This is a genomic window from Nocardia sp. BMG51109 (assembly GCF_000526215.1).
Lineage (GTDB): Bacteria > Actinomycetota > Actinomycetes > Mycobacteriales > Mycobacteriaceae > Nocardia.
Window position 1 is genome coordinate 6,033,597 of sequence record NZ_JAFQ01000004.1, and the last position, 22,230, is coordinate 6,055,826.

Genomic DNA, 22,230 nt, shown 5'->3' on the forward strand with positions numbered 1-22,230 from the left:
GAGCGAGGTCGACCAGTTCGTGGACTCCTGTGACCGGTTGGTCCGCCATCTCTTCGATGCCGGCCTGCGCCTGCATATGTTCCGCGGCCGCGTCGACGGCATGCCGCCCGAGGTCACCGACGAATTCGACGTCGTGCTCGATGATCTCGACACCCTCATCCGCGATTCCGGTATGGCCATGCTGACGCTCACCCGGGTACGCCGCGACGAGGGTGGCCGGCGCGGCTCCCGCCGGTCACCGAGCTGAGCACGGCCGAGCAGCGCAGTGCGCGGCGGCTCCGCCGGAATCGACGCCGGCCGGGGATCGGCTGCCGCGGTGGATTCATGCCGCGATGCGGGCGAGCGCGGCCGGGGTGTCCAGGTCGTCGTAGGCGGTTGCGTAGCGGTGGGCCAGGGCCACGGCGATGTCGGGGCGTTGCCATTCGCCCGCGCTCGCGGTGCACAGCCACAGGGTGAGGCCGTGGGCCACCGAGGCGCGGTAGCGGAGCAGGATCTCGTCGAGGACGGGTTTCTCGTCGATGGGGACGTCGAGGGCGTCGTGGTATTCGGCGAGGAGCGCCAGTTCGTGGTCGCGGCGGTCGGCGATGCTCAGCGCGCCCTGCAGGAAGTAGCCGAGGTCGAGGGACCAGTTGCCGTGGCGGACGACCTGCCAGTCGAGGAAGCCGACCCGGTCGCCGGGGAGCACGTAGGTGTTGCCGATGTGCGGGTCGCCGTGCAGGAGGGTTTGCGGTGTGGTGGTGAGGGTCCGGATGTAGGGCTTCCAGAGGTCGTCGATCAGCGCGTCCATGGTCAGCGCCGTGACCGCCGCGGGCGCCTTGTCGCCGAGCCGCGCGAACGCCCGCTCCACCGGCGCCGCGCGCATGCCGCGCCAGGGGCGGAAGGGCTCCAGCCAGTGCAGCTTTCGGTCCTGCAGCACCCGATCTTCCCAGAACCGGCCGTGCAGGGCGGCCAGCGCGCGGACGCCGTCGGCGGCCTGCTCGACCGACAGCGGCCGGGTGGCGTCGCGCATATCGGCTCCCCGCGCGGCCAGGTCCTCCATCACCAGGCAGAAGGTCTCGTTCGCCGTGTCGATGAGCGCGGCGTAGACGGCGGGGCATTCGATCGGCAGAGCGACGCCGCTGTCGAACAGGCGCGGTTCGTGGAACAGGCCGCTGGTGAGCTTGTGGATCGCGTTGTGCGACGGATCGGTGGCCTTCGCGAAAATCGTTGCGGGGCCGGAACCTTTCGCATAGCTCAGGCCGAGGCGGGCGCGCCGGTTCGTTCCGTCGTCGCGCATGCGCACCGTGACATCGGAGACCTCGGCGCCGGGGTGGCGGTGACCGATCGCGGCCGTCATCCACTCCGGCGTGATGTCGTCCCAGTCCGCCGGCACCGTCAGGTCCGCACGCTTCATCAGCGAATTCCCTTCCCTCGGAGACTTATCCGCCGTTGTGGAGCAGGCGCAGCGGGGCGTGGTTCGCCCACCCTTCCTCCGGCCAGTGGAACCAGCCCGACGAGGCGTGCGTGCCGCCGTCGGGGTGCAGGGTCGTGCCGGTGAGGTACGAGGAGAGCCGGGAGGCCAGGAATACCACGCAGTTCGAGACGTCGGTGGGGTCGCCGACGCGGCCCATCGGAATGGCGACCCGCACGCCCACCGGATCGTGCAGCGGGTTGTCGGTGTGCGGGATGCCGGCCAGGCCGGGGGTCGGGACATAGTCCGGCGCAACGTTGTTCACCCGGATGGCGTCCGGGGCCACCTCCACCGCCAGGGTGCGGGCGAACTGTTCGACCGCCGCCTTGGCGCCCGAGTACACCGCGAATCCCGGTGCGGCGCGGTGTGCCTCGATCGTGGTGATATTGACGATGCTGCCGCCGCGTCCGCCCGCTCGCATCCGGGGGACGGCCAGGGAGCAGGCGTGCAGCACGGTGCTCAGGTTGGCGCGGATCAGCGCGTCCCAGCCCTTCGCGTTCGTCTCGGTGAACGGGGCGCGGAAGGTGCCGCCGACCACGTTGACCAGGGTGTCCAGCCGGCCCCAACGCGCATCCACCGCGTCGAGGAACGCCCCGAGAGTCTCCGGCTCGCGAGCGTCGCCGACCTGCACCAGCCCGTCCTCGCCCAGCTGCTGCCGCAGCGCGCCGGCCGCCTCGGAATCCCTGTCCAGCACCGCGATTCGCACGCCGTTGGCCGCCAGATCGGCGACGATCGCCGATCCCAGGCCGCCCGCGCCGCCGACGACCACGGCGACCGTGCCGTCCAGCCCGGCCCGCCGTTCGAACCAGCTCATCGCGCCGCCCGGTCGAGATAGGTATCGCCGAAGGCCGCGAGGAAGTCCAGGGTGGCCCGATGGTCGCTGCCGCGGTTGGAGACCACGACCCAGTCCACGCCCGCCTCGGTCAGCTCCGTCAACGCGGCGCGATGCCGGTCGGCGTCGGCGGCCGGGGTGGTGATGCCTTCGCCCTGATAGGAGTACACGAGGTCGATGTGGTCGGCGCGCCCGGCCGCCCGGGCCTCGGCGCGAACCTTCGCGATGGCTCGGCCCACATCGGCCACGGTGCCCAGGGCCGGCGTGCGGGCCGTGGCGTTCAGCTCCGCACCCCCGGTCATCGGGATCCAGCCCTGCGCGCGAGTGCTGACGCGCCGGCGGCTCAGGGCGGAATTGCCGCCGATCCAGATCGGGATCGGCTGCTGCACCGGTCGCGGCCGCGCCACCACGTCGCGGGCGCTGAAATGGCGGCCCGTGTAGCTGAACGGCTCGCCGCGCCAATGCTGCGGCAGCACCTCCAGTGCCTCGTCGAACAGCGCGTTGCGTTCGTCGAAATCGACTCCCAGGGCATGGAATTCGCTCTTCTGGTACCCGGCGCCGAGGCCCAGGATCGCCCGCCCGCCGGACAGCTTGTCCAGGGTGGCGACCGCCTTGGCCAGCAGCATCGGGTTGCGGTACGGCGCGACCGACAGATAGGTGAGCAGCCGCAGCCGCTCGGTCGCGGCCGCCGCGAAGGCGAGGGCGACGAACGGATCCAGGGTCTGGTGCCCGCCGGCGCCGAGCCACCGGGCGCCGGGGGCGGGATGCTCGCTCAGCGAGATCGCGTCGAAGCCGTGCCGCTCGGCCGCCGCGGCGATCTCGGGCAGCGGGCCCGCGTCGAGCAGGTCGCCCTCGTAGCCCGACAGCTCGGGGTAGTGAAAGATGAAACGCACGGCCCGCGAGCCTCTCTCGTGTTCTGCCGCGGTCACCGGCGACCCTTCTCGACCTGGTTGAACGGCACGTCCCGATCGGCGGCGTACTCGCGCGGCATGCCGAGCACGCGCTCGCTGATGACGTTGCGGGCCATCTCGGTGCTGCCGCCCGCCAGGCTCCAGGCCGCCCGGAACAGGTAGTCGAGGCCGACCTTCTCGGTATCGGCCGGATCACCCGGGGTGTACGTGGCTCCGGAGGGTCCGGCGATGCGCATCGCCATATCCGTTTGCAGCCAGGCGTTCTCGGCGCTGAACAGCCGGGTGATGGAGCCCGCCGACGGGGGTAGCGCGCCGCTGGCGATGGCCGCCGTGACGTGGTCGATGAGCTGGTCGCGCACGACATTCATGGCATGTGCCTCACCGATGTCCTCGCGGGTGCGCGGATCGCCGAGCTGCCCCGTGGCGCGGGCGAGCTTCAGCAGCTGGTCCGCCTCGCCGCCCAGATGCGGTCGCGCGCCGCTGGTGTAGGGCGAGATGCCGCCGAGTGTGGCCCGCTCGTGGTTGAGCAGCCGCGAGGCGGCGTCCCAGCCCGCGTCGACCTCGCCGAGCAGCGCGTCGTCGGGCAGTGCGACGTCGTCGAAGAACTCCTGGCAGAACTCGGTCGATCCGGTCACCTGCTTGATCCGCTGCACCGTCACGCCCTCGGCGTGCACCGGCACCAGGAACATGGTGAGCCCGCGGTGCTTGGGCACCTCCCAGTTGGTGCGGGCCAGGCACAGCCCGTAGTCGGCGGCGTACGCGCCGGAACTCCAGATCTTGGAGCCGTTGAGAATCCAGCGGTCGCCGTCGCGTTCGGCGCGGGTGGTGAGCCCGGCCAGGTCCGATCCGCCCTGCGGTTCGGACAGGAACTGCACCAGGATCTCGTCGCCGCGCAGGACGGCCGGCAGGTGCGCGCGCTTCTGCTCCTCGGTGCCCAGGTCGAGCAGGCTGGCCGCGCAGATGGCCAGCGTCGGCACGTTCAGCAGCACCGGCATCTCGTAGGGGGCGGATTCCTCGGTGAAGGCCCGCTGGTGCGCGGGAGTCAGTCCGCGCCCGCCGTATTCGACGGGGAAGCAGATTCCGGCGAAGCCGCCGTCGTACAGGATGCGTTGCAGCCGGCGGGCCCGGTTCCATGCCTCCTCGCTGTAGGAGTCGCCCTCCGGAGGGGGAGCGGGCGGCAGGTTGTCCCGCAGCCAGATCCGGGCGCGCTCGCGGAATTCGGCGACGGGCTCCAGGTCGGTGGCGGGCTCCGCTTCGGTGGTCATGGCGACGGCGCCTTCCTCGTGTTGCGGTGTGACCCGGCGGTTTCGGGCCCCGGGGGTGCGGTGCGGCTCAGGCGGCCGCGGCATCGAGCAGGTCGGTGATGTGACGGCGGTGTTCCTCGGGCGTGCCGTACAGGGCCCGGCCCAAGGTGATCCGGCGCAGGGACAGATGCAGATCGTGCTCCCAGGTGACGCCGATGCCGCCGTGCAGCTGCACGCAGTCCTGGGCGATCACCGGGGCCTTCGCGCCCACATAGGATTTCGCGATGCTCACGTCCTCGTCGGCGTTCGGCGCGTCCTCGTCGCAGGACGCCGCGGCCGCGGTCGCGGTGGCCCGGCAGGCCTCCAGCCAGGTCTTGTTGTCCGCCATGCGGTGCTTGAGCGCCTGGTAGGAGGCGAGCGGGCGGCCGAAGGTGTAGCGGTCGGACAGCCAGGACAATGTGGCGTCCAGGGCCCGATCGGTCGCGCCGACCACCTCCGCGGCGGTGAGCGTGGCCGCCGTGCGCGCCTGTGCGTGCACGGCTTGCACCGCCGCCGGGCCGGTGTGTGCCACCGCGTCGGCGGGCACGGCGACATTGTCGAACGACACCTGCGCGGTGCGCCGGACCAGGTCCAGGGTCCATGCCGGAGTCACCCTCACGCCCGGGGCGTCGGCGGGCACCAGCAGCTGGACCGGGCCGTCCGGGCCGGCGGCGGTGACCAGGAACAGGTCCGCCTGATCGCCGGCCTCGACCCGATCCTTCACGCCCGTCAGCCGGTAGCCGTCGCCGTCGGGTTCGGCGCGGGTGCCGGGGGTGGCATCGCTCAGTACCTCGAACCCGCGGCCGGGTTCGTATACCGCCCAGGTCGCGACCCGCTCGCCGGTGAGCACCGCCGTGATGACGTCGGCCCGGCGATCCGGATCGGAGACCAGCCCCGCCAGCACGGCATTGGTGGTGACGAACGGCCCGGGCGCGCAGGCCCGGCCCAGCTCCGTGGCGACCAGCGCGAGCTCTGTCATCGGCCGGCCGGAGATCGTTCCGCCGCCGAGGCTTTCGGGGACGAGCATGGCCGTCCAGCCCAGCTCTGCGGCGCGCCGCCACCACTGCCGGTCGAATCCGGTGCCCGCGTCGCCGAGGGCGCGGACGGTCTGCACCGGGACGGTGCCGGTGAGGAAATCTCGGGTGGTCGCCTGGAACAACCGCTGGTCCGCGGTGGGGTCTTGGGGCATGGTGCCGGTCCTCTGGTTGACGCGGAGCTACAGATGTGGAAATCTCATACTCACAGATGAGAGGCATATTCTCAATCTCGGAAGTGAACTGGCAGAGTGGGCCGCGCGGTGTGCCGACCGCGGCATCCGTGCTGTTCCGAGTGTCGAAGGGAACCGGCGAGTCGTGAAAAACTTCGAAGATCTGGACTTCTTCCTCGGGCGGGAATTGGTCGACGATCCCTACCCGTATTTCGATTCGCTGCGTGCGCAGTGCCCGGTGGCCCGGGAGAAACACCACGACGTGATGATGGTGACCGGATACGACGAGGCCCTCGAGGTCTACAACGACGTCGAGCGGTTCTCCTCGTGCATCTCGGTGACCGGGCCGTTCCCGGGTTTCCCGGTGCCGCTGACGGAGGAGTCCGACGTCGATGCGCTGATCGCCGAACACCGCGACAGCCTGCCGATGAGCGACCAGCTGCCCACCTTGGATCCGCCGGTGCACACCGCGCACCGCGCCCTGCTGATGCGGCTGATCACCCCGAAGCGCCTGAAGGAGAACGAGGAGGCGATGTGGTCCATCGCCGACCGGCTGCTGGACGACTTCCTGGGTTCCGGTGGCGGCGACTGTATCCGGGACTTCGCCGGGCCCTTCACGCTGTATGTGATCGCCGACCTGCTGGGCGTGCCGGAGGCCGACCAGGAGGAGTTCCTGCAGGCGCTGCAACGTGATCCGCACCGCGAGGGCTCCAGCGTCGGCAGCACCGACGGGGAGGGCATGTCGCACAACCCGATCGAGTTCCTGTACGCCAAGTTCTCGGCCTTCGTCGAGGACCGGCGCGCCAACCCGGGCAACGACGTACTCACGAGCATGGCCACCGCGACCTTCCCGGACGGCAGTCAGCCCGAGGTGATCGATGTGGTGCGGGTGGCGGCGAACCTGTTCTCCGCCGGCCAGGAGACCACCGTCCGGCTGCTCAGCTCCGCGCTGAAGCTGCTGGCCGAGCGCCCCGACATCCAGCGGTACCTGCGCGAGGACCCCAGCCGGATCCAGAACTTCATCGAGGAGTCGCTGCGGATGGAGAGCCCGGTGAAGGGCGATTTCCGGCTGGCGAAGGTGCCGACCACCGTCGGCGAGACCGAGGTGCCGGTGGGCACGGTCCTGATGGTGGTCAACGGCGCCGCGAACCGCGACCCGCGCCGCTTCGAGGATCCCACCACGTTCGAGGCCGGGCGCTCGAATGCCCGCTCGCACTTGGCCTTCGGCCGCGGCGTGCACACCTGCCCGGGTGCCCCGCTGGCCCGCGCCGAGGCCCGGGTGGCCATCGAGCGGCTGCTGGCGCGCACCAGCGACATCCGCATCGACGAGAGCGTGCACGGCCCCGCCGACGCCCGCAAGTTCCACTACCTGCCGACGTTCATCCTGCGCGGCCTGACCTCTCTGCACCTGACCTTCGATGTCGAGGAGGCCACTCGATGAAAGCCACGGTCGACGACGACCGCTGCCGCGGCCACGGCGTCTGCCTGGGCCTGTGCCCCGAGGTCTTCAACCTGACCGACGACGGCTACGCCGAGGTGCTCGTGGAGGACGTCCCGCCGGAGTACGAGGCCGCGGCCCGGGAGGCGGAACAGAACTGCCCGGAGCGCGCCATCGTCCTCGAGTGAGCGAGATTCCGGCCGGACGTCCCGGAGTTCCCCGCCGGTGACGCCGGACGCCGGTCGCTATCGGCCGGGGGCGAGGCGGCAGGTGTGTTCTGGAACGAGGAGGCCATCCTCGTGCGCCGTGCGCGCCTGCTGCTCGGCGAGGCACTCCTCATACCGCAGCCATCGTTCCTGCTCATGGTGCTGCTGCGGCGCGGTGAGGATCGCGACGATGTGCGCGGACAGCACCACGATGCCCGCGCACACCGTGGCGACCATGCGCCGTGTGGTGGTTGGCCTGTCGGCTGGTTCGATCATGCCCCGAGAATCGCGGACAACAGTTGGAGCGAAGTAAAAAAAGCCTTACCGGCCACCGGATTCCGGTAGCCCCGCGTCGATGGCGGTGTTCAGGATTCCGAGGTCGGCATCCAGTTCGGTGGCCAGGCGGCGGGCCACTGTCACGTCCTTGGTCAGGAATTCGCCCACGGAGGCTCGGAAGGCATCGACCGCGCCCTTGCTCGCGATGCTGGTGAGGGCGCGGCCGCTGCTGCTGGCGTGGGGGAGGGCGGTGAGCAGGGCCGATTCGTCCAGGCCCAGTTGGGTGCCGAATCGCACCGCGTCGGCGACCAAGCCGATCTGGGCGGCGAACAGGGCGTTGTTGACGAGCTTGACGCGCTGGCCGGAACCCGGCGGGCCGACGTGCAGGATCGGATCGGCGTAGGCGGACAGCGCCTTTCGCGCTCGACCGACGGCTTCCTCGGTGCCGCCGGCGAATACGGTCAGCTCGCCCGCGGCGATATTGTGCGGCCCGCCGCTGACCGGCGCGTCGACCACCTCGACGCCGTACGAGCGTGCCGCGGCGGCGATTTCGGTTGTCGTATCCGGGCTGCCGGTGGTGTGCACGACGAGTACCGCACCGCGCGGCAGGCCGGTCAGCAGCGGGCCGTCCAGACAGATCTCGCGCACTTGGTCGTCGGTGAAGACGCAGACCACGAAGGCCATTGCGCCCGTGGCGGCCGCACCCACGGACTCGACCGGTTCGGCACCGATTTCGCCCAGGGCACTACGGGTTTCGGCCGACCGCCCCACCGCCCGGACGGTGTGCCCGGCCCGCACCAGACGTTCGATCATCGGGCGGCCCATGCGCCCGGCACCCACGAACCCGATCCGCACGGCGGTCTCCTTCGGCACCGATTCCTCCTTCAGCGCGGCTCGCCGATCGGACGGGGTCGCGACGGCGAACCTCGACGCTGCCCATCAGGTCGAGGGCCGTGACGGCGTGCGGCATGTCGCCTGCCGCGAAACCCGTCGGCACGGTGGCCTTCTCGGCGCCGACGCTCCCGTCAGCGCTGCTTGCCCATCAGATCGAGAGTCGCATCGGCGGCGCCGAGCACGATGCCCGGCCGCACGTCCGCCGCGGTGGCCAGGTCGGCGATCAGCCCCACGTCCTTGCGGAGCAGATCACCGGCGTGCAGGGCGAGGCGGTCCAGAGTGCCTCCCGCGGAGGTGATCCGGCCGAGGGCGAAGCTGTTCGCGGTGCCGTTCGAGATCACCTCGCCGAGGCGGTCGGGGCTGACGCCGAGCGCCTCGCCCAGGGCGAGGGTGCTCTGGGCGGTGGCCAGATTCGCGGTGAACAACAGGTTGTTCAGCAGCTTCGTGGTCTGCCCGGAACCGATGTCGCCGAGATGCACGATGGGGTCGGCGTAGGTCGCGAACACCGGGCGGCTGCGTTCGACGGCCTCGGCGTCGCCGCCGACCATGACCAGCAGCCGGCCCGCCTCGGCGGCCATCCCGCCCCCGCTCACGGGCGCGTCGATCAGCGAAACCTGTTGCTTGGCAGCCACTTCCGCCAACTCCCGGCAGGTGTCGGGGTGCACGGTCGAATGTACGGCGACGATCGACCCGGGTGCGAGCCCGGCCAGCACGCCGTTGTCGCCGGTCAGCACCTCGCGCACGTCGGCGTCGCCGACCACGCACAGACACACCAGGTCACACTGCGCCGCCAGCGCCGAGGGGGAGTCCGCGGTCTTCGCCGGGGTGTCGGCGAAGGGCTCCAGCGAGGCGGCCCGCCGCGCCCACAGCGTGGTCTCGTACCCGCCCTCGGCGATCCGGCGCGCCATGGGCCCGCCTTGGCTGCCGAGCCCGATGAATCCGACGCGCATCACGCCACCTCACTCTTCTGCGTAGCGGGCGCCGGGCGATAGAACACCGCCAGCAGCCCGGCCGTGGCGGCGATGCCCAGAATCAGCGCGATACCGCCACCGGCCCACCCGGTGATCTCGATACCCGCGGCGTGATCCACCGACAGCCATCCCGGCCCGAGCAGGCCCATCACGACCGATACGGTCGCCAGCACGAGCACGTACTCCCAGCCGTCCTTCATGACGAAGAACCCGTTGCGCCGGTGCGCCAGCAGCGCGGCCACCAGCATCACCGAGACGACGGCCGCCGCGGCGAACGGTGTGAGCAGCCCGAGCACCAGCAGCGCCCCGGCGCCGACCTCGGTGAGCACGCTCAGCCACGCTTGCAGCACGCCGTTGCGCAGCCCGAGCGAGCTGAACCAGCCGGCCGTGCCCTTGATCTTGCCGCCGCCGATCCAGTGGTTGACGCCGTGCGCGATCATGGTTCCGCCCACCACCAGCCGCAGCAGCAGTAGCGCGAGATCAGCGACCTCCATTGCCCTCACCTCCTGGTGGCGCCTGCGCGCCGCCGTCGAATTGTCTTGCGGGACCGGAGAATTCACCGGTCGCGGCGGCCACGATGCATTCCTCCGCGAAGGCGAGCACCTTCAGGTGGTAGGCCGCCGCGGTATTGCCGAGGCTGATGTTGTGGCCCGTGTCAGGTTGGACGTTGACCACGACTCGCGGTGCCGCGGTGAACATGTCGGCGACGTCGACCAGGGCCTCCGGCTCGTTGCGCCACACCGTCTCGTGGTCACCGGCGGTGTAGCGCACCGGGATCCGCACCCGGGCGGCCATGCGCGGCAGGTCGCGGTCGGCCCAGTTGGTGATGGCCGTGACCTCCAGCTGCGGGCCGGGCACGGCGATGGATGCCCCGCCCACGAGCTCGGGCGGATACAACCGGTGGGGCCGCCACAGCAGCGCACCCAGCCCGACGGGCCGCCGCCCCTCGGGCCGCGGCCTCGACAGGATCTCCTGTGCCACCGGATGATGCGTGCGCCCGGTGCCCGCGAGTTCGAGGCCGAGCAGATCGCGCCCGCGCGTATCGCCGGCCATCCGCAGCGCGAGCTCGCAACCGGCCGAATGGGCCATCAGGAACACGCCCGCGCCCCGCGGCCGGTCGGCGAGATGGGCCGCCACCGCCCCGTACATCAGATCCACCCGGTTCTGCGGCTGCGTCAGCCGGTCGGCGTACGGCCCCGAACTCCCGTAACCGGGACGATCCAGCGCCAGCGCGGTGAACCCGAGCCGCTGGGCGAGCCGCAACAGCGAGAGTTCCGGATGCCCGGGACAGTCGAAATAGGCGGAGGTGGTGGCGCCCCCGTGCAACGCGACGACCACGGCCCGCGGCGACGGCGCCTCGGCCAGCAACCCCGACACCGGAATGCCGTCGACATCGGCCACCACGGCCACCGGTCCGGCATCGTCCACCGGGGAGAAGTCGGTTTCCGTGAGTGTCATGTTCCGCCCAATCCGAGCCGGCCCGCCGCGTTCGTCGTCACGAGTCGCTACGCAGCAGCATCACGCCGCTGGGAGTCAACCCGCCGCTCGACACTACCGCGACTCGCGCGTCGGTGACCTGCCGTGCCCCGGCCGCCCCGCGCAGCTGCGTCACCGCCTCGTGCACCAGCCCCATTCCGTGCGTGCGGCCGTGCGAGAGCTGCCCGCCGTGCGTGTTGAGCGGAATGGTGCCGTCGCGGGCGATCGCCTTGCCGCCGTCCAGGAAGTCCCCGGCCTCGCCGATCCCGCAGAAGCCGAGCGCCTCGATCCAGGACAGGCAGTTGAAGGTGAATCCGTCGTAGAGCTCGGCCACATCGACGTCCTCGGGCCGCAGGCCGGTGCGCGTCCACAGGTGCGCGGCGGGCCCGAGCACCTGCGGTTCGTGGGTCAGCGTGCTCTGATCCCATTCGATGCGTTCGACGATCTGGGTGCCGACGGCGTCCACCAGCACCGGCTTGTTCGGCATGTCGCGGGCCGCGTCCACGGCCGAGACGATCACCGCGATCGAGCCGTCGCACGGCACGTCGCAGTCGTAGAGCCCGAACGGGGTGGTGATCGGGCGGGCGCCGAGATAGTCGTCCATCGTCATCGGATCGCGGTACACCGCGGTCGGATTCAGCTCGGCGTTGGCGCGCTGGTTGAGCGCGATCCAGCCGAGCGTCTCGCGCGTGGTGCCGTAGCGCTGGAAGTGCCGCTGCGCGTTCTGCGCCAGCGTATGCGCGGCCGAGGTGGCGCCGAACGGCATCATCCAGCTGGTGGTGCGCCCGCCCGACGGCGTGATCGTGCCGGCCTTCATCAGCTCGTTGAAGGTCGCCTCCCAGACCGTCCGGAAGCACAGCACGTGCCGGGCCAGCCCGGCCGCCACCGCCGTCATCGCGGCGATCACCGAGCCGCCCGGACCGAAGGTTTCGATGCCGCCGTTGTGCCAGGTGGGCCGCAGGCCGAGCGCCGACTCCAGCGCGGTGATCCCGCCCTCGCCGAAGCCGCCGAGGTTGCCGCCGCCGGGATAGGTTGCGAGCCCGTCGATCTCGTCGAAGGTGAGCCCGGCGTCGGCGACGGCCCGCTCGCACGCCTCGATCGTCAGCTCCAGCGGCGGCGCCATGAGTCGGCGGCCCAAGCGGGACATGCCGATTCCGGTGAGCGCCACCTTGTCCTCGAACTTCTCCTGCCGGATCATCGGGCGCACATGGTCGCCGAAGCGTTCCGGCTCGATCTCGTCCACGGGCAGCGGCGCGGGCCCGGACTGGTCGGCCGCGGGCCGGAACAGCGGCAGCCAGACGTCGCCGTCCTGCCGGAACACCACCTCCAGCCGCATACCCAGGGTCAGCTCGTCCGGGTCGGCGTCGATGATGTTGGTGGTCAACCGGACCCGCGGATCCTCGACCAGCGCCACCTGGGCGATCACGTAGGGCGGCGACAGCCCGGGCACCGCGAACCGGTGGTTCACCGTGAAGCTCGACAGCACCGCCACGCCGGAGACCGCGCGCACCCCGAGGTCGTGGCCGCGGCAGTACCGGCAGACGGGCTGCGGCGGGTGGATCAGCGCGGCGCACGACCGGCATTCGGTGATGCGCAGCGTGCCGTCGGCGCCCGAGGTCCAGAAGAACGCGACGTCGGGGGTCAGCAGCGGCAGCGGCCGTCCCGATGCTCCGCCCTGCGCTGCCGGTGTCCGCTCCGCGCCCTGCGCTGCCGGTGTCCGCTCCGCGCCCTGCGCTGCCGGTGTCCGCTCCGCGCCCTGTGCTGCCGGTGTCCGCTCTGCCACGGCGCCTCCTCGTGCTGTCACGGACGGCCGCCCGGATCCGGCGGCCGTCGATGGTCGGCGGCAACGGGTTTCGCTGCCGCGGCGGCTCGCCCTACTCGGTGATCGAGATGGCGCGCTCGGGGCAGGAGTGCACCGCCTCGCGCACCTGCTCCTCCTGGTCGACGGGCACCGTCTCCTCGACCGGCGACGAGTGGCCGTCGATCTCGCTGAGCTCGAACGACTTCGGGGCGATCATCGCGCACAGCGTGTGTCCTTGGCAGCGTTCCTGATCGACGTGGACCTTCACGGTGTACTTCCTCTCGGATCTGAAAACCGTACGACGGCGGGGGCTGTTCCGTCGCCGCAAGGGCGGGCTCAGGTGTTGCGGCCGCCGTTGACGCCGAGGATCTGCCCGGTGATGTAGCCGGCCTCCTCGGAGATGAGGAACGAACAGGCCGCGGCGATGTCCTCGGGCCTGCCCACCCGGCGGACCGGGGTGCGCTGAATGTGGTCCTCGACGGATCCACCGAGCAGGCGCGCCTCCTCGGACCGGCGCAGCATCGGGGTGTCGATGAAGCCGGGCGGCACCGCGTTGACCGTGATGCCGGACGGGCCGAGCTCCAGCGCCAGCGCCTTGGTGAGCCCGTTGACCGCCGATTTCGCCGACACGTAGTGCGTCATGAACGGCTGGCCCGAATGCGTGCTCGACGAGGAGATGTTGACGATGCGCCCCCAGCCGGCGGCCAGCATGTCGGGCAGCACCGCCTGTACGCAGTGGAAGACGCCGTGCAGGTTGACCTCGATGACCTTCTGCCATTCGGCGAACGAGATGTTCTGGAAGCGCTTGAATCCGTCCAGGCCCGCCGAGTTCACCAGGACGGTCACCGGGCCCAGCCGTTCGCGCACGGCGGTGAGCGCCGCGGCGAGCGCCTCGGGGTCGGTAACGTCGGCCTGGTAGGCGAATTCGTCGTCGTCGGGCGGGTTGAGATCCAGTGTCGCGACACTCAGGCCGTCGCTGCGCAACCGCTGGGCGATGCCGAGACCGATGCCGGAGGCGCCGCCGGTGACCACTGCCGTCTTCACGCTGTGCGCCCCTCTCCGGTGCTCTCGATGCTCGCCGGTGTCCGTGTTATACCCAGCACAAGAATATCCCTTTCAAGTATGAGAACCGTACTCTCGTCATGATCGCGTCCGCAAGGGTTCCCGGTCCACCCGAACGGTGGTGGACGGACGGCCGGCGGGCCGGAAAGCCGGGTTGTCGCAGCGATTGTGAAAAGAGTTGCTCCGGTCTACGTCTACGAATGTTACATTCTCTGATATCGAGAATGAAGTTTCCACGATCCGCGAGGAGACGGAATGTCAACGCAGGAACAGGCGGTCGCGGTGGCCCGGCGGCTGCTGATCGACGGGCAGCTGGTCGAGACCGGGCGCACGCTCGCCTCGCTCGACCCCTCCACCGGTGAGGTGTACGCGCACGCGCCGGAGGCGGGGGTGGCCGAGGTGGACGCCGCCGTCGCCGCGGCCCGGCGCGCGTTCGACACCACCGACTGGCCGACCAACCACGAGTTCCGGGCGCGCTGCCTGAACCAGCTGTACCAGGCCCTGCGCGATAACGTCGAGGAACTGCGCGAGCTGACCATCGCGGAGGTCGGCGCGACGCGCATGTCGACCGCCGGCAACCAGCTCGAGACGCCGTTCGAGATCGTGCGCTACTACGCCGGGCTGATCGAGAACTACCCGTGGTCCGAGGATCTGGGCAATGTCGAGATCCGCGGCCAGCAGCACCGCCGCTGGACGGAGAAGGAGTCGGCGGGCGTGGTCTCGGCCATCGCCGCCTACAACTATCCGCATCAGCTGGCGATGGCCAAGCTGGCGCCGTCGCTGGCCGCCGGGTGCACGGTCGTGCTCAAGGGCGCGCCGGACACGCCGCTGGCCACCCTGGCCCTGGGCGAGATCATCGCCAACCACACCGACATCCCCGCGGGCGTGGTGAACGTGCTCGCCTCCTCGGACGTCGAGGTCGGCAAGCGGATGACCACCCACCCCGACGTCGACGTGGTCACCTTCACCGGGTCGACGCCGGTGGGCCGCCAGATCATGGCCGCCGCCAGCTCGACGCTCAAGAAGGTCTTCCTGGAGCTGGGCGGCAAGTCGGCGCAGATCCTGCTCGACGACGCCGACTACAACATGGCCGCGGTGTTCGCGGCGTTCAGCATCGCCAGCCACGCCGGCCAGGGCTGCGCGCTGACCACCCGCGTGCTGGTCCCGCGCCAGGACCACGACAAGGTGGCCGAGCTGATCGCCGGCATGATGGGCAACATCAGCTACGGCGACCCGAACGACCCGAAAACCTATATGGGCCCGCTGATCAGCGAGCGCCAGCGCGACAAGGTCGACGGCATGGTGCAGCGCGCGATCGCCGCCGGCGCGACCCTCGTGACCGGCGGCGAGAAGGTCGACCCCGGCTACTTCTACAAGCCCACCCTGCTGTCGAACGTCGATCCGGACAGCGAGATCGCGCAGGAGGAGGTGTTCGGCCCGGTGCTGGCGCTGATCCCGTACTCGGGCGGCGACGAGGAGGCGGTCCGCATCGCGAACAACTCCATCTACGGGCTGTCCGGCGCGGTGAACAGCGCCGACGCCGACCGCGCGAAGGCGGTCGCGCGGCGCATCCGCACCGGCACGATGAGCATCAACGGCGGCAACTACTTCCACCCCGACGCGCCCTTCGGCGGCTACAAGCAGTCGGGGATCGGCCGCGAGATGGGCCGGCAGGGCCTGGAGGAGTTCCTGGAGAACAAGACCTTGGCGGAGGTGCTGTCGTGAGCAAGCCACTGGAGGGCATCCGGGTGCTCGAGGTCGCGATGTACGGGTTCGTCCCGTCGGCGGGCGCGGTGCTGTCGGACTGGGGCGCGGATGTCGTGAAGGTCGAGCACGCCGTGACCGGCGACCCGCAGCGCGGGCTGCGCCGGGTGGGCGCGTTCTCGGTCGAGGGCGACCCGAATCCCAATGTGGAGCATGCCAATCGGGGCAAGCGCAGCATCGGCGTCGACATGTCGGTCGCCGAGGGCCGCGAGGTGATCTACGACCTGGCCCGCCGCGCGGACGTGTTCCTCACCAGCTTCCTGCCGCAGGCGCGCACCAAGTTCGGCATCGACGTGGACGACATCCGCGCGGTGAACCCGGCCATCGTGTATGCGCGCGGCAGTGCGCTGGGCCCGCGCGGCGTCGAGGCGGACCGGGGCGGCTACGACATGACCGCGTTCTGGTGCCGCGGCGGCGTCGCGGGCACCGTCACCCCGCCCGGCACCGAGGGCATGATCTCGCCGCCCGGACCGGCCTTCGGCGACACCATCTCCGGCACCAACCTGGCCGGCGGCATCGCGGCCGCGCTGGTGAAGCGGGAGCGGACCGGGGAGCCGTCGATCGTGGACGTCTCGCTGCTGGGCAGCGGCGTGTGGTCGATCGGGCACTCGGTCGCGCTGTCGGCCCAGCAGGGCATGCCGATGACGGCGCCGGTGCCGGGAGCCCATGGGGCGCCGACCAATCCGCTGTCGGGGCTGTACGCCACCGCCGACGATCGCTACCTGTCGTTCGTGATGTTGCAGCCGGCCAAGTTCTGGGCCGACGTGTGCCGCCACATCGATCGGCCGGAGCTGGCCGACGATCCGCGCTTCGCCGACGCCGCGAAGATCGCCGAGAACACCGCCGAGGCGGTGGCCGTCCTGCGCGAGGTGATCAAGAAGCGCACACTGGCCGAATGGACCGAACGCTTCGCGACCCTCGCCGGGCCGTGGGCGCCGGTGCAGGACTCGCAGCAGTTGCTCGCCGACGCCCAGATCCGGGCGAACGAATACCTGTTGCGCGCGGGCGAACTGGAGCTGGTCTCCAGTCCGGTGCAGTTCGACGTCGGCGCGCCGGAACTGCGGCCCGGACCGGAGTTCGCCGCGCAGACCGAGGAGGTCCTGCTCGAGCTCGGGCTGGACTGGGACCGCATCATTGCGCTCAAGACCGCCGGCGCGGTCTCCTAGAGCCCGGAGCACGCAGAAAGGGGCTGACCATGCCGTACGTCGCGTCGATGGGGACGTATCTGCCCTGCTGGGGCGGCCCGCACAGCCGAGTCCTCGGCGACGACGAGGACGCCGTGACGCTCGCCGTGGAGGCGGGGCGGGCCGCCCTGGCCGGCGGCTCGCCGGTGGAACGGGTGGTGCTGGTCAGCCGCGATCTGCCGCTGGTGGACGGCAGTAATGCCGCGGTGCTGCTGGCCGGTCTGGGGCTGGATCCGGAGCTGGAGGTGATCGAGCGGCTCGGCGGTGCGCCGGCGGCGCTCGACGCGCTGAGTTCGGCCCGGCCCCGCACCCTGGTCATCGGCGTCGACACCGAGCCGGCCGGCGCGGCCGCGGCGTGTGTGTCCGAACGCGACGGGTTGCAGGTGCGCATCGCCTCCCGGGTGGCGCGCAGCCTCCCGGCGCGGACGCGCAACGCGGTCGGCACCGTGCACGACTACGGCGATCCGCGGCTGCTGCACGAGCGGGGCCTGGTGGCGTCGCTGTCGGCGGCGTGGCTGGATACGCCCGTGGCGGTGGCCGGTGTCGAGCACAAGCAGGCGTCGGCGCTGTGCCTGGATCCGCCCCGATTGTCCACCGCCGGTGCGAGTTCCGGGTTGTTCGGGCTGGCGTGGATGGCCGAGCACGACGCCGCCGGGCTGCTGGTCGGGGTCGAGCAGGCGAATCTGTCCGGGGTGACGGTGGTGCCCGGCCCGACCGCGGTGCGGCGCACCGAACCGCCCGCCCGGTCGCTGCCCGAGGGGGAGTACCTGCCCGGCGGCGACCTGCCGATCTCGCTGGCCGCCTACGAGCGGGCGTTCGAGGCCAAGGTGCGCTGGGAGGCCGGCCGCCACGAGGGCAGCGCGGAACTGGACTTCCCGCCGCGCTACCGCGTGGGCCCCGACGGCGCCCTGGACACCGACTACACGCTGGTCCCGTTGCCCCGCACCGGAACCGTCTACTCCGAGACGACGGTGCGAATCCCCGTGCCCGGCTCGCGCAGCCCGTACTCGCTGGTGATCGTCGACCTCGACGACGTCGGCGTGCGCGCCCTGGCGAAGGTGACCGGCGCGGACCCCGGCACCGTCGACATCGGCGACCGCGGCCGCATGGTGCTGCGCCGGGTCGCGGTGCGTTCGGGGGTGCCGGACTACGGGTACGCCTTCGAGCCGGAGGCGGCATGAGCGGTCAGGCCCGGAGGCGGCAGCGGAGCGTAACCACGGAGGGCCCCGCTCGTGCCGTCGGTGGATACAGCATGAGCGGTCAGGCCCGGAGGCGGCAGCGGAGCGTGACCACGGAGGGCCCCGCTCGTGCCGTCGGTGGATACAGCATGAGCGGTCAGGCCCGGAGGCGGCAGCGGAGCGTGACCACGGAGGGCCCCGCTCGTGCCGTCGGTGGATACAGCATGAGCGGTCAGGCCCGGAGGCGGCAGCGGAGCGTGACCACGGAGGGCCCCGCTCGTGCCGTCGGTGGATACAGCGTGAGCGGCATGGGAATCGTTGCGGGACAAAGGAGCCGACATGCGTAAGGTTGCTGTCGTCGGCGCGGGAATGACACCGTTCGCCGAACATTTCGCCCTGGGGATCAAGGATCTGCTGCCGATGGCGTTCGCCGAGTGCGCGGCCTCGGTCGACAAGGGGCTGCGCACGGCGGATCTGCAGGCCGCCTGGTTCGGTGCCATGGGCACCACCGACGGCCCGCCGTCGGGCGTGCTCGGCGATGCGCTGAACCTGCCCGATCTCCCCACGACGCATATCGAGAACTCCTGTGCCACAGGCAATGACGCGGTTCGCAACGCGCTGTTCGCCATCGCGTCCGGCGCCGTCGACGTGGCGCTGGTGATCGGCGCGGACAAACTGCGCGAGACGGCGCAGAAGGACCTGCTCGGCGAGTGGGGTTCGCTGACGCGCGACCAGGCATGGGACTATCAGCTCGGCCTGTTCGGCCCGGCCGCCTTCGCCCTGCACGTCAGCCGCTACCTGTACGAGTCGCCGGCGACCCGCGAGCACCTGGCCATGGTGGCGGTGAAGAACCACCGGCACGGTGCGCGAAATCCGAAGGCGCGCCTGCGTTTCGAGATCAGCCTGGAACAGGCGCTGCAGGCCCCGATCGTGACCGACCCGCTCGGCGTCTACGACTGCGTCCCGCAGAGCGACGGCGCCGCCGCCCTCGTGCTGGCCGCCGAGGACGTCGTGGACCGCTACACCGATCGCCCGGTATGGGTGCGCGGCGTCGGCCTGGGCCTGGACTCGGTGACCCACCAGTACCAGCGCGACATGACCTCGTTCCCGGCGACGGCCCGGGCGGCCCGCGCGGCCTACGCGATGGCGGGCCTGAGCCCCGCCGATATCGACGTCGCCGAGGTACACGACTTCTTCACCGGCATCGAGCTGATGAGCTACGAGGACCTCGGCTTCGCGGACCGCTTCGAGGCGCACAAGCTGGTGGAAGCGGGCGTCACCACCCTCGGCGGCGCCCTGCCGGTGAACCCGAGCGGCGGCCTGAAGTCGAAGGGGCATCCTCCGGGCGCGACCGGCGTGGCCCAGTGCGTGGAACTGTTCGAGCAACTGCGCGGCAGCGCGGTCAATCAGGTGGACGGCGCCCGAATCGGCCTGGCGCACAACCTCGGTGGCCCGACGGCGGTGTCGGCGGTGACGATCCTGGGGGTGTGACCCTGTCACGGTGCCGGGGGTGCGACCCTGTCACGGGGCGCGCCGGCGGCCGCGGGCAGCACCGGCCGGGCCCGCTCGAACAGGTGGTCGTAGCCGAGGACGAAGGTGTTGTCGGCGGATACCGGGGGCCGTGGGTTGCCGACCGGCATCCGCCTCGAACTATCGCAGCTGGTCCTTCATCACCTTGCCGGTGGCGTTGAGGGGGAGCTCGTCGAGGAAGCGGACCGAGCGGGGAACCTTGAAGCCGGCCATGCGTTCCCGGCTCCAGGCGATCAGCTCGTCCTCGGTGAGCGGTTCCCGGGGCACGACGTAGGCGCGGCCGACCTGGCCGAGCCGTTCGTCGGGGACGCCTATCACGGCCGCCTGCAACACCTTCGGATGCTCCAGCAGGAACCCTTCGATCTCGGCGGGATAGGCGTTGAAGCCCCCGACGATGAACATGTCCTTCTTGCGGCCGGTGATGCGCAACCGGCCGTCGGGGTCGAGGGTGCCCAAATCCCCTGTGTGCAGCCACCCTTCGGCGTCGATCGCCTCGGCGGTGGCCTTCGGATCGTCGAGGTAGCCCTGCATGACGCTGTAGCCGCGCACCAGCACCTCGCCGTCGTCGGCGATGCTCACCTCGACGCCGTCGCACGCCTGCCCGGCGGTGGTGGCGATCTGCTCGAAGGTGTCGCCGCGGCGGGACGCGGTGGCGGTGCCGGCCTCGGTGAGCCCGTAGCCGGTCATGATCGACTGGAACGGAAGCTCCTCGTGCACACGGCGAATGAGTTCGACCGGGATGTCGGCCGCTCCCGTGACCGCGGCCCGCAGCGACGACAGGTCGTGGTCGCCCGCCGCCGCCAGCAGCGAATGGTAGAGCGTGGGCGGGCCGGGCAGCATCGTGATGCGTTCGCGGGAAACAAGTTCCAGTACCCGGTCCACATCGAATACGGGTACCGGGAGGATCGTCGCGCCGCGAATGAACGACGAGACCAGCCCGGCCTTGTAGCCGAAGGTGTGGAAGAACGGATTGACGATCAGGTAGCGATCGCCCTCCCGCAGATCCGCGAGATCGCACCACTCGGCATACAGCCGCAGTGTCTGCAGGTGGTTCATCATGACGCCCTTGGGGCGCCCGGTGGTCCCGGAGGTGTACACCACGTCCGCGATATCGGTGCCGGCCACATTCCGCTCGAACGGCCTTCCGCTGCCGAGGAACTCGCCCTTCAGGTCGATCGTCGGCACGCCGGCGGCCGCGGCGTAGTCGTTGCCGAGGAAGCCCTGCTGGACCAGGACCTTCTTGGCGCCGCTGCGGCGGATGATGTCCCCGGCCTCGCCGGGTTTCAGGCGGGTGTTCACCGGCACCAGCACCCCGCCCGCGGTGAGCAGGCCGAAGGCCGCGACGATCCACTCCGCCGAGTTGGGCGCCCAGATCGCGACCCGGTCACCCGCGCCGACCCCGGCGTCGGCGAAGGCTCCGGCCGCACGGCGTATCCGGTCGACCAGCTCGATGTAGGTCAACCGGAGTTCGCCGTCGACGACGGCCTCGGCATCGCCGAAGCGGTCGGCCGTGGACAGGACCATCTCCGGGATGGTCTGCCAGGTCATACTTTCAGCAACCGGGCCAGGTTGCCGCCCATGATCTTGGCCTGATCGTCCTGCGGCATGTCCTTGATCTCGTGGATGTAGCGAGCCGGCTCGGCCAGGCCCTCCGGGTGTGGCCAGTCGGAGCCGAACAGGACGTGATCGGCGCCGATGATGCTCGACAGCCGGTCCAGGTCCTCCTCCCAGAACGGGCTGACGTAGAGGCTCTGCTTGAGCGCCTCGATCGGGTCCTGGAAGCCGAAGCCCTCCGGCGCCTTCTTGTAGACGTCCTTCAACTGCTGCAGCAGCGGCTCGAGCCAGGCGCTGCCGTTCTCGATGACGGCGATCTTCAGTTCCGGGAAGCGGTACAGCGCACCGTGGCACACCCAGGACGCGACCGCGTCGGCGACCGGCCGCCACTGGTTGACCATCTGGAAGGCGTTGGTCTTGAACGGCAGCATCTCCGCGTTGGCGCCGTCCCACTCGGCATCGAATCGCGAGTAGCCGCTGTCGGAGGAGTGCATGGTGACCAGGACGTCGTGCTCGACGACCCGCTTCCAGAAGGGGTCGAACTCCGGCAGTGCATACGACCGCATACCCCGCAGGCCGGGCACGGGAGCCGGGCGCACCAGGATGGCCTTGGCGCCGTGCTCGACGACCCAGTCCAGTTCCTCGATCGCCTTGTCGACGAACGGCAGGGTGACCACGGGGATGGTGAAGATCCGGCCGGAGTGCACGAAATTGCCGTCCTGGCCCCAGTCGTCGAGCATCCACCGGTTCAGCGAGTGGATCACCGCGTGGATCAGATCCGGGTGATGCCGCATGCGCTCCTCGACCAGGCTGGCCAGGGTGGGGAACATCAGCGCGCGTTCCAGCTGCAGCTCGTCCATGACCTTCAGGCGTTCCACCGGATCGCGGAAGGCCGGAATCGCCGACATCGGCTTGCCGAAGATCTCCCGCTTGCTCTTGCCCTCGGGATTGCCGTTCTTGAAGTAATCCTCCATGGCACCGGGCCGGGCCACGACATCGAAGGTGGGGTTGGGGATGTACTCGCTGATCTGGCCGAGCACCGCGATCTTCGTGCGGCCGTTGACCTCTACGTACTTGATGGCGCCCTCGTACTGCTTGGGCAGGTACCGGGTGAGGGCGTCTTTGGTCTCGTAGAGGTGATTGTCGGCATCGAAGAGCTGGTAGGGCAGCTCGAGCTTGGTCATGGAACCCTCCTTATCTAATAATGAGAATG

Annotated in this window: 23 protein-coding genes; 7 read left to right on the plus strand and 16 right to left on the minus strand. The window is 70.5% G+C overall.

Annotation, left to right across the window (positions count from 1 at the left end; genetic code table 11):
• Positions 1–37 precede the first annotated feature (37 nt).
• A complete protein-coding gene (locus tag D892_RS47970; RefSeq protein WP_198037009.1) occupies positions 38–247 on the plus strand; it encodes a hypothetical protein in 210 nt (69 codons plus the stop codon).
• Positions 248–322: 75 nt separating this feature from the next.
• Here the strand turns inward: D892_RS47970 and D892_RS0128715 are convergent, their stop codons facing one another.
• The 5 genes from D892_RS0128715 to D892_RS0128735 form a co-directional block, all read right to left on the minus strand.
• Complete coding sequence (locus D892_RS0128715) at positions 323–1,393, minus strand: phosphotransferase (RefSeq protein ID WP_024804544.1); 1,071 nt, start codon at positions 1,391–1,393, stop codon at positions 323–325.
• 25 nt (positions 1,394–1,418) lie between these two features.
• A complete protein-coding gene (locus D892_RS0128720; RefSeq protein ID WP_024804545.1) occupies positions 1,419–2,264 on the minus strand; it encodes an SDR family NAD(P)-dependent oxidoreductase in 846 nt (281 codons plus the stop codon).
• Positions 2,261–3,211 (minus strand): LLM class F420-dependent oxidoreductase, encoded by a 951-nt coding sequence (locus tag D892_RS0128725; RefSeq protein WP_232236195.1) that lies wholly within the window; start codon positions 3,209–3,211, stop codon positions 2,261–2,263. The genes D892_RS0128720 and D892_RS0128725 overlap by 4 nt, the downstream gene beginning before the upstream one ends.
• Positions 3,208–4,458, minus strand: coding sequence for an acyl-CoA dehydrogenase family protein (locus D892_RS0128730; protein WP_024804547.1), 1,251 nt, complete (start codon positions 4,456–4,458; stop codon positions 3,208–3,210). Before D892_RS0128730 ends, D892_RS0128725 begins: the two co-directional genes overlap by 4 nt.
• Positions 4,459–4,525: 67 nt before the next feature.
• On the minus strand, positions 4,526–5,665 hold the full coding sequence (locus D892_RS0128735; RefSeq protein ID WP_024804548.1) for an acyl-CoA dehydrogenase family protein: 1,140 nt from the start codon (positions 5,663–5,665) through the stop codon (positions 4,526–4,528).
• 163 nt (positions 5,666–5,828) lie between these two features.
• On the opposite strand from D892_RS0128735, the gene D892_RS0128740 reads away from it, so the two are divergent.
• Together D892_RS0128740 and D892_RS0128745 are read left to right on the plus strand one after the other, a co-directional pair.
• Positions 5,829–7,124, plus strand: coding sequence for a cytochrome P450 (locus D892_RS0128740; protein WP_024804549.1), 1,296 nt, complete (start codon positions 5,829–5,831; stop codon positions 7,122–7,124).
• The gene (locus D892_RS0128745) at positions 7,121–7,309 is read left to right on the plus strand and encodes a ferredoxin (protein ID WP_024804550.1); all 189 of its coding nucleotides are present in this window, start codon (positions 7,121–7,123) and stop codon (positions 7,307–7,309) included. The genes D892_RS0128740 and D892_RS0128745 overlap by 4 nt, the downstream gene beginning before the upstream one ends.
• Before the next feature lie 57 nt (positions 7,310–7,366).
• Here the strand turns inward: D892_RS0128745 and D892_RS0128750 are convergent, their stop codons facing one another.
• The 8 genes from D892_RS0128750 to D892_RS0128785 all read right to left on the minus strand — a co-directional run bounded on the left by D892_RS0128750 (position 7,367) and on the right by D892_RS0128785 (position 13,789).
• On the minus strand, positions 7,367–7,603 hold the full coding sequence (locus tag D892_RS0128750; RefSeq protein ID WP_156959729.1) for a hypothetical protein: 237 nt from the start codon (positions 7,601–7,603) through the stop codon (positions 7,367–7,369).
• 45 nt (positions 7,604–7,648) lie between these two features.
• Complete coding sequence (locus D892_RS0128755; protein ID WP_024804552.1) at positions 7,649–8,458, minus strand: NAD(P)-dependent oxidoreductase; 810 nt, start codon at positions 8,456–8,458, stop codon at positions 7,649–7,651.
• Positions 8,459–8,628: 170 nt separating this feature from the next.
• Positions 8,629–9,447 (minus strand): NAD(P)-dependent oxidoreductase, encoded by an 819-nt coding sequence (locus D892_RS0128760; RefSeq protein WP_024804553.1) that lies wholly within the window; start codon positions 9,445–9,447, stop codon positions 8,629–8,631.
• On the minus strand, positions 9,447–9,962 hold the full coding sequence (locus tag D892_RS0128765) for a DoxX family protein (protein WP_024804554.1): 516 nt from the start codon (positions 9,960–9,962) through the stop codon (positions 9,447–9,449). Before D892_RS0128765 ends, D892_RS0128760 begins: the two co-directional genes overlap by 1 nt.
• On the minus strand, positions 9,949–10,926 hold the full coding sequence (locus tag D892_RS0128770; protein ID WP_036567550.1) for an alpha/beta hydrolase: 978 nt from the start codon (positions 10,924–10,926) through the stop codon (positions 9,949–9,951). The genes D892_RS0128765 and D892_RS0128770 overlap by 14 nt, the downstream gene beginning before the upstream one ends.
• Positions 10,927–10,963: 37 nt before the next feature.
• Entirely contained in the window at positions 10,964–12,598 is a 1,635-nt protein-coding gene (locus D892_RS0128775) for an OB-fold domain-containing protein (protein ID WP_024804556.1), read from the minus strand.
• 220 nt (positions 12,599–12,818) lie between these two features.
• Positions 12,819–13,013 carry a ferredoxin gene (locus D892_RS0128780; RefSeq protein WP_024804557.1) on the minus strand — a complete coding sequence of 65 codons (195 nt, stop codon included), beginning with the start codon at positions 13,011–13,013 and terminating at the stop codon, positions 12,819–12,821.
• A 68-nt stretch (positions 13,014–13,081) separates the two neighbouring features.
• A complete protein-coding gene (locus D892_RS0128785; RefSeq protein WP_024804558.1) occupies positions 13,082–13,789 on the minus strand; it encodes an SDR family NAD(P)-dependent oxidoreductase in 708 nt (235 codons plus the stop codon).
• 273 nt (positions 13,790–14,062) lie between these two features.
• Here D892_RS0128785 and D892_RS0128790 point away from each other — a divergent pair, with 273 nt between their 5' ends.
• From D892_RS0128790 to D892_RS0128805, 4 genes are all read left to right on the plus strand, one after another.
• Positions 14,063–15,532, plus strand: coding sequence for an aldehyde dehydrogenase family protein (locus D892_RS0128790; RefSeq protein ID WP_024804559.1), 1,470 nt, complete (start codon positions 14,063–14,065; stop codon positions 15,530–15,532).
• Positions 15,529–16,737 carry a CaiB/BaiF CoA-transferase family protein gene (locus D892_RS0128795; protein WP_024804560.1) on the plus strand — a complete coding sequence of 403 codons (1,209 nt, stop codon included), beginning with the start codon at positions 15,529–15,531 and terminating at the stop codon, positions 16,735–16,737. The genes D892_RS0128790 and D892_RS0128795 overlap by 4 nt, the downstream gene beginning before the upstream one ends.
• Positions 16,738–16,766: 29 nt before the next feature.
• Complete coding sequence (locus D892_RS42335) at positions 16,767–17,936, plus strand: OB-fold domain-containing protein (RefSeq protein WP_036567551.1); 1,170 nt, start codon at positions 16,767–16,769, stop codon at positions 17,934–17,936.
• Positions 17,937–18,272: 336 nt separating this feature from the next.
• On the plus strand, positions 18,273–19,424 hold the full coding sequence (locus tag D892_RS0128805) for a thiolase (protein ID WP_024804561.1): 1,152 nt from the start codon (positions 18,273–18,275) through the stop codon (positions 19,422–19,424).
• Positions 19,425–19,429: 5 nt separating this feature from the next.
• Here the strand turns inward: D892_RS0128805 and D892_RS47100 are convergent, their stop codons facing one another.
• The 3 genes from D892_RS47100 to D892_RS0128820 are packed head-to-tail and all read right to left on the minus strand — an operon-like array spanning position 19,430 to position 22,201.
• On the minus strand, positions 19,430–19,573 hold the full coding sequence (locus D892_RS47100; RefSeq protein ID WP_156959730.1) for a hypothetical protein: 144 nt from the start codon (positions 19,571–19,573) through the stop codon (positions 19,430–19,432).
• 10 nt (positions 19,574–19,583) lie between these two features.
• Positions 19,584–21,011 (minus strand): FadD3 family acyl-CoA ligase, encoded by a 1,428-nt coding sequence (locus D892_RS0128815; RefSeq protein WP_024804562.1) that lies wholly within the window; start codon positions 21,009–21,011, stop codon positions 19,584–19,586.
• A complete protein-coding gene (locus tag D892_RS0128820) occupies positions 21,008–22,201 on the minus strand; it encodes an amidohydrolase family protein (protein ID WP_024804563.1) in 1,194 nt (397 codons plus the stop codon). The genes D892_RS0128815 and D892_RS0128820 overlap by 4 nt, the downstream gene beginning before the upstream one ends.
• Between the last annotated feature and the right edge of the window lie 29 nt (positions 22,202–22,230).